We start from the raw sequence: 12,205 nt of genomic DNA, 5'->3' as shown, positions 1-12,205 counted from the left end.
CCGTGGAGCGACGGACCCGGGCACGCGACGCGGATTGGGCCTGCGCGCGCCTTTGGGGTGGCCGGGCCGCGGAGAGCGCCTCAGGCCGCCCGGGCGCCAAGCATGCGCAACCGCGCGAGCCATGCCGTGCGGCGGGGGTCGCTTGCGCCTTCCACGAGCCCGATCAGCGTCTGGCGCACCGGGCGGATGCCGGCAAACCCCAGGATGCTGCGCCGCATGCCGGCAACGCCGTGGGAGAGGAACCAGAGGCGGTAGAGGAGGGCGGGCATGCCCATCGTCACCACGAGCCGCGCGGAGCGGCCCCGCAGCAGGGGACGCGCCCAGCCCCTGCCGCTTTCGGGACGTGCATAGGCGATGCCCGGTCGGATGACCTGCTCCAGGAAGGCCTTCAGCAGGGCCGGCATGGTGCCGAGCCAGAGCGGAAAGACGAAGACGACGTGCTCGCACCAGCGCAGGTCGTCGACCGCCTGCGCCAGCACGGGAAGTGGCTCGCCGGTCTCGAACGCCGCGCGCGTCTGCAGCAGGGGGAAGTCGAGGCCGGCAAGGTCGACGAGGCGAACCTCGTGGCCCGCAGCCGTCGCGCCGTCCGCATAGGCCTGCGCCAGAGCGCGGGCGAACCGGTCGGGCGAAGGGTCGGGATGGCCGATCACGATCAGGATGCGGCGGGACATCGTGTTTCCGGCTTCGTCGTCGGCGCGGATCGCCCGCCGCCGCTCACGGTCGTTCGACGCGCGCGACCTGATAGGTGTGCATGGCGCCGTCGCTCTTCACCGACACGTATTCGCCGGTGACGAAGCGCTCCGCGCCGAAGCGGAAACCGACCTCGTCGTCGCGGTCGCCCTCCTCGTAGTCGAAGAACCAGGTGCCGCCGGGCTTGCGGCGCAGCCGACCGATCCGATCGTTCTCGCCCGGGCGAAAATGTCGGACCCGGCAATGCTCCTGATGCGTCTTCCAGTCCGCGGCATCGAGCCGCCCGTCCGCCTGCAGCGGTGCGAGGATGTCGTAGCCCTCGTCTCGTTCGCCGGCCGGGTGGCCCTTCTCGCGGGCGAGCAGCAGGCGCACGTGACGGAAGTTCGGGGAGAGATCCTTGAGTTGCGTCATCGGTGTTTCCTTCTTTCGCTCCGATCGTAGTAGCCGGGTGATCCGAACACGCCTTGATCGGAATCAAGGTTGCGGTCAGGCAGGAAAGGGCAGCGGCGCGAGCACAAGATAAGCGGATGCGCCGGCCAGCCCGGCCAGCGCGGTCGCCACCCCCAGCGGCAGCACGAAGCGCGCCGGGCCTGCCAGGGCCGCGAGCACCAGCCGCCCGACGGCATTGGCCGCGAGCGCCAGGAGAACGGCGACCGCCACGGTCGCCGGTGCGATGCCTTGCTCCACCAGCCGCAGCGAACTCAGGACCGCGACGTCGACGTCGAACGTGCCCGATACGGCGGACGTCGCCAGCAGGCCGCGTTCGTCGACCAGCCCCGACAAGGCCGCGCTCACCGTGGAAACGAAGGCGAACAGGGCTGCGAAGGCCAGCAGCGGCGCCAGGTCGAACGGGTTGCGCGCGGGCTGCTCCATCGGTTCCGCGCCGCCATCGCGGAAAAACATCACCCCGGCCGATGCGGCCAGAACGATGGCGGCCGCGACGATCGGCAGTCCCGCATGGGCCAGAACCGTGGGCCGTATGGCGCCGACGATGGCGCCCACGCGCAGCAGCGAAACCATGGCCGCGAGCGAGGCGGCGCCGGCGAGCGGCAGCACGGTCGGCCCGCTCTTCGCCATGCGGGCGAGCGCCACGGTGACCGCCGTGGACGAAACCACCGCGCCCGCCAGCGTGCTCACCAGCAAGCCGCGCTTTTCGCCCAGGATCCGCGTCGCGACATAGCCGGCAAAGGAGATGGCCGCGATGAGAACCGTGAAGAACCAGATTTCGCGTGGGTTGGCGCCGCCCCAGGGATCGATCGTCCGGTCGGGCAGGACCGGCAGCACGATGATGGTCATGACCGCGAGCACGAGTGCCGAGCGCAGCTCGGTCCAGGTCAGCTTCTTCAGCATGCCGTGAAGAACCTCGCGGCTTGCAAGAAGGGCCGTCAGCGCGGTGCCGCCGGCCGCGGCGGCGAGCGTGTCGCCCGCCACCGCCAGGGCCCCCAGCGCGAAGACCGCCATGCCCGCGATCACCCCGGTCACGCTGAAATCGGCATCATGCGTGGCCTCGCGCAGCTTGAACCAGGCAAAGACGGCCGTGAAGCCGACGAAGCCGACGGCAAGGACCGCCACCGAATCGACGGCCGCGCCGAGGGCGGCGAAGATGCCGCCGAGCAGACCGGAAATGCCGTAGGTCCGGAAGCCTGCGGTACGGCTGCGGTCGGGTGCGTCGCGCTCGCGCCAGCCCCTTTCCAGCCCCACCAGCAGGCCGATCGCGAGGGCCAGGCCAAGGCGCGGAAGGAGCGGATCCATCCGGTTGCGCTCAGGCGCGCGCGCGTTGCAGGTGGTCGCGGGTCCAGGAGACGATCTGCGACGTGGTCAGCGCGCCGGACGTGCGGGCGATCTCGGAACCCGCCCGAAACAGGATCATGGTCGGGATGCCGCGAATGCCCAGCCGGTTGGCGACCGCCTGCTCGTTGTCGGAATTCAGCTTGATCAGCCGCACCTGGGGCTCGAGCTCGCGCGCCGCCGCCTCGAAGGCGGGCGCCATCATCCGGCACGGACCGCACCAGGGCGCCCAGACGTCGACCAGCACCGGCACCGTCCCGCGCGACACCTGCTTGTCGAAATTGGCGGCGTCGATGTCTTCCGGATGACCCGAAAACAGCGGCTCGTGGCACTTGCCGCATTTTCCCTCTTCGGCGTTCCGGCCGGGCAAAAGCCGGTTCACCGCCGCGCAGCGGCTGCAGACGATCAGGTTCTCCTCACCCATCACGCGTCTCCCATCCTTCTCGCCAGGCGCGTCAGTCCTGGATACTCTCGATATAGGTCACGATGTCGTTCGCCTGCCCCGCATCCGGCTCGAAATCCGGCATCACCGCGTGGCGGAGAAACAGGTCGCCGGTCATCTCGGTTCGCAGCGAGGCCAGGTCGCGGCGTTCGGCCATGCTGCGGAACGGTGGCGCCGCCGGGTCCAGGCTCTCGTCGACCTGCGCGATGGCGTGGCAGTCGGCGCAGTTCACCTCGGCCAGGCGCTTGCCGCGAAAGGCGCTCTCGGGATCGCTGGCGGCGGCCGGCTGCACGAAGGCAATGGCCAGGAGCAGCAACCAGGGCTTTGTGTTCGACATGTGCGTCCTCGCCTTTCGTTGGAAGGGTTGCATCTTCTCATGAAGCGCCGCAAGGGCCTTGACCCGTGTCAAGACCGTCCGGCCTTGATGGCGCGCCGGGCCGTGGGGTCGCCGCCGCCGAGCGCCCGCAGCGCATTGAGGATCACCGCGACGTCGATGGCCTCCTGCACCAGCGCCCCGGCGACGGGCGTCAGATATCCGAACGCGGCAAAGACCATGGCGACGCCGGACAGCCCGATCCCCGCGACGATGCTCTGCAGGGCGATGCCGCGCGTGCGCCGGGCGATGGCAACGGCCGTCGCCACCGGCTTCAGCCGATCGGTCAGGATCACGATGTCGGCCGCCTCCGAGGAGGCCGTGGCGCCACGTGCCCCCATGGCGATTCCGACCGTCGCCGAGGCCAGCGCCGGGGCGTCGTTGATGCCGTCGCCCACCATCAGCGTGGGTGCTCGCGCCCGCTCCTCCGCGACCGCGGCGACCTTGGCCGCAGGGTCGGCATTCGCCAGCAGGCGGTCGAGGCGCAGCGTCTCGCCGATGCGGGTCGCCGCGTCGGAATCGTCCCCCGTCAGCATCACCGTCCGGGTGATCCCCGCCTCCCTCAGCGCCGCGAGCGTGTCGAGCGCGTCGCCGCGAAGGCTGTCTCCGAAGAAGAACAGGGCCGCCAGGCGGCCGTCGATCGTCAGGTGGACGATCAGGATCGGTTGTCCCGCGTACCGCAGCGCGGCGCGCTCGGCCCACAGCGGCGTCTCCGCGTCGTCGACGACGTAGCTGCGCGAACCCGCCCTGACCCTGACGTCGTCGACCAGGCCTTCCACGCCCGCGCCTCGCTGTTCGCGCACGTCGCGGGGGGGAGACAGGGCGAGGTCGCGCGTCCTGGCGATCTCCACCACGGCCGCCGCCACGACATGGGGCGAAGCCTGCTCGAGGGAGGCCAGCAGGCGCAGGCACTCATCGGGGTCGCGCCCCGGCGCGGCTTCCATCCCGATCAGTTCCGCCCCGCCATGGGTGAGCGTCCCGGTCTTGTCGAAGATCGCGGTGGTTGCGCCAGCCAGCGCCTCCAGCGCGGCGCTGCCCTTCATCAGCACGCCCGCCTTGGCCGCGCGCGAGACGCCGCCGATGAAGGCGACCGGTGCCGCCAGGATGAGCGGGCAGGGCGTGGCGACGACCAGCACCGCCAGTCCGCGAACCGGATCCCCCGAGAGCCACCAGGCGAGCCCGGCGACCGCCAGTGTGACGGGCAGGAGCCAGAGCGCGAAACGGTCCGCCATGCGCATCAGCGGCGCCCTCGCCGTCTGCGCCGCCTCCGCCATGCGCACGATGCCGGCATAGGTGCTGGCGCGCGCCATGGCGGTGGCCCGCATCCGGAAGGTTTCGCCCGCATTGACGGTGCCGCTGAACAGGCGGTCGCCCTGGCGCAGATGCCTTGGCAACGGCTCGCCGGTCACGGCCGACTCGTCGATCGCTGCGGTTTCGCCAAGGAGAACCCCATCGACCGGCAGCACGTCTCCGGCGCGGACGAGCAGTTCGTCGCCCACCTCGACCCGCTCGACGGCGACGTCCTCCAGCCGTCCGCCGACCTGGAGATGAGCGATGCGCGGCGAACGGTCCGACAGGGCGCGCAACTCGCGCTGGGCGCGGCCGCGGGCATAGTCTTCCAGCACGCTGCCGCCGGCATACATCACCGCCACCACCACCGCCGCCAGCGGCTGGTCGAGCAGCAGCGCCGCCGACATCGACACCAGGGCGATGGCATCGACCCCCACCCGCCCGATCATGAAATCGCGCACGATGGACACGGCCAGCAGAGCGATCACCGGAAGGGTCGACAGGGTCCAGATGGTTCCGGGTGTCCACCCGGTTCCGAGGTCGGCGCCGGCAAGGCCCGTCGCCAGACCGGCCAGGGCGATGGCCAGCAGAAGCTTGCGCAAGATGCCTTCGCTCACCGCCGCAACCTCCCCTCCCGACCGTGGCCGCAGACCGGCCGGCCGCTAGAGCGCGTCCACCACGTCCGAGATCATCTGGCGGACCTTGCCGGCGATGTCGCCGAGCGCCGGATTCTGGATGGCCGACATCGAGGCCACCGGATCGACGGCCGCCACCTCGACCTTGCCGGGCGCCGTCTCGGTCACGATCACGTTGCAGGGCAGCATCGTGCCGATCTTGTCCTCGGCCTGCAGGGCGCTCAGGGCGAGCTTGGGATTGCAGGCGCCGAGAATGGTGTAGGGCTTGAAGTCGACATCCAGCTTCTTCTTCATCGTCGCCTTGACGTCGATCGTGGTCAGGACGCCGAAGCCCTTGGCCGCGAGCGCCTCTGTCACATGGGCAACGGCCGCGTCGAACGGCATGTCGATCGTCTTGGTGAAATAGTAGCTCATCGCTCACGTCTCCTTCTTGAGCCGCGGACTGGCCGCAGCTCGGTTGCGAAGCGGCCCCGCGTCCCGAAAGATCGCGAACCTGTCGCATGATCATGCTTAAGACTAGGTCGCACGCGCCGATGCCGCTTTGATCCACCGCAACGATTGGGCCGCGATAAGGTCGCAGACAGTGCCGGTGAAGTGATGGAGAAACCGACGTGACGATCAGGAACCTCGAATTCGCCGCCCGCCCGCGATCCGTCGCCGTCGTCGGCGCCTCGCCGCGCGAGCGCTCGGTCGGCAGCGTCGTGCTGGGCAACATCGTCAAGGGCGGCTTCGAAGGCGCGATCTGGCCGGTCAATCCCAAATATGCCGAGATCGCCGGCCTGACCTGCTATCCGGATGCGGAAAGCCTGCCGGAAGCGCCGGATCTCGCGGTGATCGTCACCCCGCCGGCCACGGTGCCCGGCCTGATCCGCGATCTGGGCAGGAAAGGCACGCGGGCAGCCGTCGTCATCACCGCCGGCCTGACGGTGGCCAACGGGCTCAGGCAGGCCATGCTCGACGCCGCGAAGCCCACTCTCTTCCGCATCATCGGCCCGAACACGGTCGGGCTGATGGTGCCCCCGGCCAAGCTGAACGCCAGCTTCGTGCACATGACCCCGCAGCCCGGCGGGATCGCCCTCCTGTCGCAGTCGGGCGCCATCGCCACCTCGCTGGTCGACTGGGCGGCGGAGAACAATCTCGGCTTCTCGCACATCGTGTCCCTGGGCGACATGGCCGACGTGGACGTCGGCGACTATCTCGACATGCTGGCCGGCGACGGGCGCACGAAGTCGATCGTCATGTATCTCGAATCGATCCCGAACCCGCGCAAGTTCATGTCGGCGGCGCGCGCCGCCGCCCGCATCAAGCCGGTGATCGCCATCAAGGCCGGCCGCCACGAGGAGGCGGCCGCGGCCGCTGCGACCCATACCGGTGCCCTGTCGGGCGCCGACCGGGTCGTCGAGGCGGCCCTGTCGCGCGCCGGCATCCTGCGCGTCAACGGCCTTGGCGAGCTTTTCGACGCCGCCGAGATCACCGCCCGTTTCCAGCCGCTTGGGCGCGCCCGGGTGGCGATCGTGACCAATGGCGGCGGCGCCGGCGTCCTCGCCGTCGACCAGATCATCGACTGCGGCGGCGAGCTGGCCGCGCTGGCGACGGAGACGATCGCCAGTCTGGACAAGGCGCTTCCGCCGACCTGGTCGCGGGCAAACCCCGTCGACATCATCGGCGATGCGCCGGCCGAGCGTTACGTGGCGGCGATCGAGGCGGTGGCGGCCGATCCCGGCACCGACGCCGTCATGGTGTTCAATTGTCCGACCGGCCTCGCCTCCCCGGTCGAATCGGCCCGCGCCGTCGCCGACCTCACCACGAAGGGCATGATCAATGGCAAGCCGGTGCTGACGTGCTGGCTCGGCGAGAGCACGGCGCGCGAAGGACGGCAGATCCTGCACGAGGCCGGCGTGGCGAGCTTCGCGACGCCCGCCGATACCGCATCCGCGCTGTCCTATCTGGCCGACTGGTCGAAGGCGCAGGCGGCACTGTCGCGGGTGCCCGAAAGCCGCGGCGAGGACATCGAGGCGGACCGCGAGACGGTGGAGGCGATCTTCCGCAAGGTGGCCGCCGAAGGCCGCGACATGCTCACCGAGCCGGAAGCCAAGGCGGCGATCACCGCCTATGGCATCCCGGCGCCCGAGACGATCGTCGCGGCCACGCCGGAAGAGGCCGGCCAGGCTGCGGCACGATTGCTCGGCACGTGGGACAAGGTGGTCGTGAAACTGTTGTCCAAGACGATCACCCACAAGTCGGACGTCGGTGGCGTGGTTCTCGGCATCGACAGCGCCGATGGCGCGCGCGCGGCCGCCGAGGGCATCGTCGACAAGGTCGGAAGGCTCGCGCCGGAGGGCGACGTCGAGGGTTTCGCGGTGCAGCCGATGATCACGCGACGCGAGGCGCAGGAACTGATCGTCGGGATCAGCAGCGACCCGATCTTCGGACCGGTGATCCTGTTCGGCGCCGGCGGCATCGCCGTCGAAGTGATGAACGACACGGCCGTCGCCCTTCCGCCGCTCGACGACGTGCTGGCCGGCGACCTGATCGACCGGACGCGGATCGGCAAGCTGCTCGCCGGCTTCCGCGACCGCAAGCCGGCCGATCGGGCGGCCATCATCCGTTCGCTCAACGGCCTGTCCCAGATGGCGGTCGACTTTCCCTGCATGGTCTCCGTCGACGTCAACCCTTTGCTTGCCGACGCGGACGGCGTGGTCGCGCTCGACGCGCGGATCCAGATCGATCCGATGCTGGTCGGGCTCCCGGGGCCGAATCCCGCACTCTCCATCCGCCCCTATCCGTCCGGTCTGGAGAGCGACTTCGACAGCGGCCAGGCCCGCTACGCCATCCGGCCGATCCGGCCGGCCGACATCGCGCTCTATCCCGCCTTCCTCGACAGGACGTCGCCGGCCGACATCCGGTTCCGGTTTCTCGCGCCGCGCAAGAATTTTCCCGACGAGATGCTGAAGCGGCTGACCCAGCTCGACTATGGGCGCGACATGGCCTTCGTGGCGCTGGAGCAGGGGTCCGGCGATCTCGCCGGCATCGGTCGCCTCTCCAGCGATCCGGATCGCGAGGCGGCGGAATATGCGCTTCTGATCCGAACCGACGTGCAGGGGCAAGGCCTGGGCTTCGCATTGCTGAGCCGGCTCATCGAATATGCGCGGGCCGAAGGAATCGGCCGGATCGAGGGCATCGTCCTGGCCGAGAACCACAAGATGCTGGCCATGTGCCGCGACTTCGGCTTCGTCATCGAGCACCACCCGCAGGAGCAGGGCGTGTATCTGGCGGTGCTGACCCTGCGATAGAAGCGCCGCAGGCGGCGGGGCTCAGGGCTACCCGTCGCCCTTGGCTGCCGCCAGCGCCAGCACCGCCTCGACGATCCCAGCCGCCGGTTGCGCCGCGTCCAGCCGGTCCCAGTCGGTGCACTCGACCTTGCGGGCGAGCTGCCGCGACAGGACGTCGACCGTCGCGTCGGACGGTCCGCCTCGGCGGTCGCGCACGCGTTCCCACAACAGCGCCGGATCGGCTTCGAGCCAGACGCCGCAGAAGGGAATGGATCGCGCCTGCGCCACCCCGGCGATCCGTTCCCGATCGGGGAGCCGATCGAACACCGCGTCGGCCACCACCGTTCCCCCTTCCGACAGGATCAGCCCCGCCCGCCAGGCCATCTCCGCGTAGACCCGCTCCGAGATCTCCGGCGTGTAGGCCTTTGGCGGGAGGTGGGTCTCGGCGGGCACGCCGTGCATGGCCTTGCGCACGCGGTCGCTTTCGACGATGCGGGCGCCGGGCGGTGGCCCGAGCGTCGGCGCCAGCGCCTCCGCCACGGTCGTCTTGCCCGTGCCGCTCAGCCCGCCGATCGCAATCAGCCGGTTCGGACGCGGCTCGAGCAGAAGGCCGGCGAGATCGAAATAGGACCGTGCCTCGGCGCCAAGCCGCCCGTCCGGATCGCCGCCATCCGCAATCCGCGTGGCGGTGACATGGGCGCGCACGGCCGCACGGATGGCCATGAAGAACGGCAGCAGCGGGAAGCCGTCCTCGTCGTCCGCCTCGTCGAGATAGCGGTTCATCACCCGGTTGGCGAAGGCATCGTAGCCGCGATGCCAAAGGTCCATCAAAAGGAACGCGAGATCATAGAGCGTATCGATCGTGGCGATCGCGTCGTTGAACTCGATGCAGTCGAACAGGCGCGGCGCGCCATCGATCAGGACGATGTTGCGCAGGTGCAGGTCGCCATGGCAGCGGCGCACCTTGCCGGCGGCCTCGCGCCGGTCGAGCAGCGCGGCGTGGCGGGCGAGCGCCTCCCGAAAGGCGCGGTTGAGCGTGGCGACCGCTTCCGTGCCGAACACGCCGCTCGCGGCAAAGGCCGCCTCGTTGATGTCCAGCACCCCGGCGATGTTGTCCGCGCCCGCGCCGGCATGAACGGTCGGCGCGGCGCGATGGAACCGGACGATCATGCGCGCCGTCTCGGTCATCAGGTCGGGCGACAGCCCGCCGGCCAGCGCGATCCGGTCGAAGAGGGCGGCCTGGTCGAAGCGCGCCATCTCCACCACGGCGTCGACGAGGACGCCGTCGCCATCGAGCGTCAGGCCGCCATCCGCGCCGCGCGTGATGGCGCGGACGCCGAGATAGAGTTCGGGCGTGGTTTCGCCATTGAACGCGACCTCGCGGCGGCAGGCTTCCAGCCGCCTGTCGGGCGTCGAGAAATCGACATAGGGCAGCTTGACCGCCCGCTTCATCTTGAAGGCCCGGTCGCCGACGAGGAAGATGCGCGAGATGTGCGTCTCCATCGTCTCGACCGGCCCGGTGGCGCCATGCGTCGCCGGATCGGACAGGAAGGCGACGACTGGGGACTGATCCTCGACGATCATCGCTTCGGTCCTTCCCTGGGTTCGTGCCGTCAGCGTTGCAGGCTCTGGATGTAACTCGTCAGCTCGTGAATTCGTTCGGTCGTGATCATCTCGCCACCTTGCGCGCCGAACATGCGCGCGTCTTCCTCGATGAACTGGCGGCCCCAGACCGGCATCTCGCGGTCGCCATGCCCGGAGACGAGATACCGACCGTCGATCACCGCAAACACGCGATAATATGGAAATGCGCCGTCATTGCCGCGCGTCAGCAGCGTGAGGTCCGTCGGCGGCTTGAGGAGATCGCCCGCGATCGGGCCTGCGCCGCGCCCGTCGTCGCCGTGGCAGGCCACGCAGGAATTCAGGAATTCGGCCTCTCCGTAGGGCATGTCGACAGCGCCCTGCTCGGGGGGCGGGGCATCGCCCGCATCCTGCGCCCACGCAGGGCCGGTCACCAACGAGGCCGCCATCATCGCCAGGATCGCCGCCGCCATCGTCTTCATTGCCGCCTCCAGTCGTTCATTTCGTCGCAGGCTAGACCAGCGTGGAGCCGGCGCCTTGATCCGGGTCAACCTGGACCCGGCGCGTGTACCCGGAAGTTGATCCAACGCAATGATGCCCTTCGCGTTGGAACCTAGGGTCAAGCGTGCAAGGCGACCGCGCCCGGAAAGGAAGAGACGATGTCCATCAAGACGATACTGACCATCATCGGTACGGAAAACGGCGATGACGACCTGACGCTGGCGATGAAGCTGTGCGAGGACGAAGGCGTGCACCTGTCGGTGCTGATCGTGGAGATCGCGCCCGCGCCGCCCGTCGGGGAATTCGCGGCGATGGTGTCGGATGGCTGGATCCAGGACCGCCAGGCCGGCCAGAAGCGGCTGGACGACCGCAGCGCCGCTGTGACGGCCAGGCTCGCCGGCACCTCCATCTCCGCCGACGTCTCGTCCGCCTATCCGGAACTCGCCTGGGCCGACGAGGTCGTGGGCCGGCGCGCGCGCTATGCCGACCTGACCATCGCGGCCGCCGGATTGCTCGGCGACGAGGTTCTGGGCGCCAGGGTCATCGAAGGCGCGATGTTCTCCTCCGGGCAACCGGTGATGGTCGTGCCCGCGGGCGCAAAGCCGACGATCTCGCCACGGCGCGTGCTGCTGGCCTGGGATGCCGGCATCGAGGCCTCGCGCGCCATGCATGCGGCTGTCGATCTGCTGGCGGGGGCGGACGCGGTGCACCTGACGCTGATTGATCCCGTCGAGGGCGAGGACGGGCATGGCGCCGAACCGGGTGCCGATGCCGCCACCTATCTGGCGCGGCGCGGCGCCAAGGTTTCCGTCGACCGCCTGCCTTCGGGCGGCAAGCCCATCGCGGCCGTGCTTCGCCAGCACGCCGTCGATGTCGCCGCCGACCTGATCGTGATGGGCGCCTATGGCCACTCCCGGTTGCGCCAGCGCATGTTCGGCGGCACGACGAAGTCGATGCTCGACGAGGCGACCGTCCCGGTCCTCTTCGCCCGCTGAGGGCCTGGGGGCTCCAATCCGGGGCGGCCGTCCGTCTCGCCCCGGGTTTGATCCGGATCAACCCACGGTCGGGCCGGCCGCGCTATCCTGCCATGGTCAGACGTTTCGCGAAAAAGGTGCCCGTCAAAGCCGAAAGAGGCATTTGCGACGACCCCCGGTTCGGGCTGATCCGATCCGGGCTTCCGTTCACAGAGGAGCCACCATCATGATCAACGCAATGAACCCCGCCGCCTTCAGGACGTTCACCGGAGCGGCGCCGGGCGTGGCGAACGTGCAGAAGTTCTGGATCGCCGCCGCCAGGCTGCAGGCGAACGCCGTGAAGGCGGCCCTGCGATACAATGTCGAGGCGCTGGATTTCGTCAGGCACCGCATCGAGCAGGACATCAAGCTGTTCGACGATCTCTCGTCATCGGACGACATGAAGGACGCCTTCGACGTCTATGCGGGTTTCATGGAAGGCGCCATTGCCGAATATTCCGGCGAGACCAGCAAGTTCGCCAGCCTCGGATCCCGGATCGCCAGCGAAACGGCCGACGAGGTGCGGCGCGAGGCGCAGGCGGTGGTCGACGACATGGCGGCCGGCACCGTCGCCTGACGCCCATCCCTGGGAAAGCGGAACGGAGCGGCTTCGATGAGCG

12 protein-coding genes are annotated in these 12,205 nt (G+C 69.5%); 3 read left to right on the top strand and 9 right to left on the bottom strand.

What is annotated here, in order from left to right; translation table 11 throughout:
- Positions 1 to 80: 80 nt before the first annotated feature.
- The 7 genes from EJC49_RS01800 to EJC49_RS01770 all read right to left on the bottom strand — a co-directional run bounded on the left by EJC49_RS01800 (position 81) and on the right by EJC49_RS01770 (position 5,632).
- Positions 81 to 671 carry an NAD(P)H-dependent oxidoreductase gene (locus tag EJC49_RS01800; protein WP_126697749.1) on the bottom strand — a complete coding sequence of 197 codons (591 nt, stop codon included), beginning with the start codon at positions 669 to 671 and terminating at the stop codon, positions 81 to 83.
- 43 nt (positions 672 to 714) lie between these two features.
- A complete protein-coding gene (locus EJC49_RS01795; RefSeq protein WP_126697748.1) occupies positions 715 to 1,101 on the bottom strand; it encodes a hypothetical protein in 387 nt (128 codons plus the stop codon).
- 75 nt (positions 1,102 to 1,176) lie between these two features.
- Positions 1,177 to 2,442, bottom strand: coding sequence for an MgtC/SapB family protein (locus EJC49_RS01790; protein ID WP_126697747.1), 1,266 nt, complete (start codon positions 2,440 to 2,442; stop codon positions 1,177 to 1,179).
- A gap of 10 nt (positions 2,443 to 2,452) precedes the next feature.
- Positions 2,453 to 2,902, bottom strand: coding sequence for a thioredoxin TrxC (gene trxC / locus EJC49_RS01785; protein ID WP_126697746.1), 450 nt, complete (start codon positions 2,900 to 2,902; stop codon positions 2,453 to 2,455).
- Positions 2,903 to 2,933: 31 nt separating this feature from the next.
- The gene (locus EJC49_RS01780; protein WP_126697745.1) at positions 2,934 to 3,257 is read right to left on the bottom strand and encodes a c-type cytochrome; all 324 of its coding nucleotides are present in this window, start codon (positions 3,255 to 3,257) and stop codon (positions 2,934 to 2,936) included.
- Positions 3,258 to 3,325: 68 nt separating this feature from the next.
- The gene (locus EJC49_RS01775; protein WP_126697744.1) at positions 3,326 to 5,200 is read right to left on the bottom strand and encodes a heavy metal translocating P-type ATPase; all 1,875 of its coding nucleotides are present in this window, start codon (positions 5,198 to 5,200) and stop codon (positions 3,326 to 3,328) included.
- Positions 5,201 to 5,245: 45 nt separating this feature from the next.
- Positions 5,246 to 5,632, bottom strand: a complete 387-nt coding sequence (locus EJC49_RS01770; RefSeq protein ID WP_126697743.1) for a DUF302 domain-containing protein — start codon at positions 5,630 to 5,632, stop codon at positions 5,246 to 5,248.
- Positions 5,633 to 5,829: 197 nt separating this feature from the next.
- Between EJC49_RS01770 and EJC49_RS01765 the strand changes: the two genes are divergently transcribed.
- The gene (locus EJC49_RS01765) at positions 5,830 to 8,511 is read left to right on the top strand and encodes a bifunctional acetate--CoA ligase family protein/GNAT family N-acetyltransferase (protein ID WP_126697742.1); all 2,682 of its coding nucleotides are present in this window, start codon (positions 5,830 to 5,832) and stop codon (positions 8,509 to 8,511) included.
- Between the two features lie 27 nt (positions 8,512 to 8,538).
- Here the strand turns inward: EJC49_RS01765 and EJC49_RS01760 are convergent, their stop codons facing one another.
- Positions 8,539 to 10,074: a bifunctional aminoglycoside phosphotransferase/ATP-binding protein gene (locus tag EJC49_RS01760; RefSeq protein WP_126697741.1), complete on the bottom strand. Its 1,536-nt coding sequence runs from the start codon at positions 10,072 to 10,074 to the stop codon at positions 8,539 to 8,541.
- 29 nt (positions 10,075 to 10,103) lie between these two features.
- Positions 10,104 to 10,553, bottom strand: coding sequence for a c-type cytochrome (locus EJC49_RS01755; protein ID WP_245453222.1), 450 nt, complete (start codon positions 10,551 to 10,553; stop codon positions 10,104 to 10,106).
- A gap of 177 nt (positions 10,554 to 10,730) precedes the next feature.
- Here EJC49_RS01755 and EJC49_RS01750 point away from each other — a divergent pair, with 177 nt between their 5' ends.
- Positions 10,731 to 11,567, top strand: a complete 837-nt coding sequence (locus EJC49_RS01750) for a universal stress protein (protein WP_126697740.1) — start codon at positions 10,731 to 10,733, stop codon at positions 11,565 to 11,567.
- Between the two features lie 205 nt (positions 11,568 to 11,772).
- A complete protein-coding gene (locus tag EJC49_RS01745) occupies positions 11,773 to 12,162 on the top strand; it encodes a phasin family protein (RefSeq protein ID WP_245453221.1) in 390 nt (129 codons plus the stop codon).
- The last annotated feature ends 43 nt before the right edge of the window (positions 12,163 to 12,205 follow it).

Origin of the sequence: Aquibium carbonis, from assembly GCF_003970795.1 — a bacterium.
Lineage (GTDB): Bacteria > Pseudomonadota > Alphaproteobacteria > Rhizobiales > Rhizobiaceae > Aquibium > Aquibium carbonis.
The sequence above is the reverse complement of the archived record's forward strand: the minus strand, read 5'-3'. Positions and strand labels throughout refer to the sequence as shown.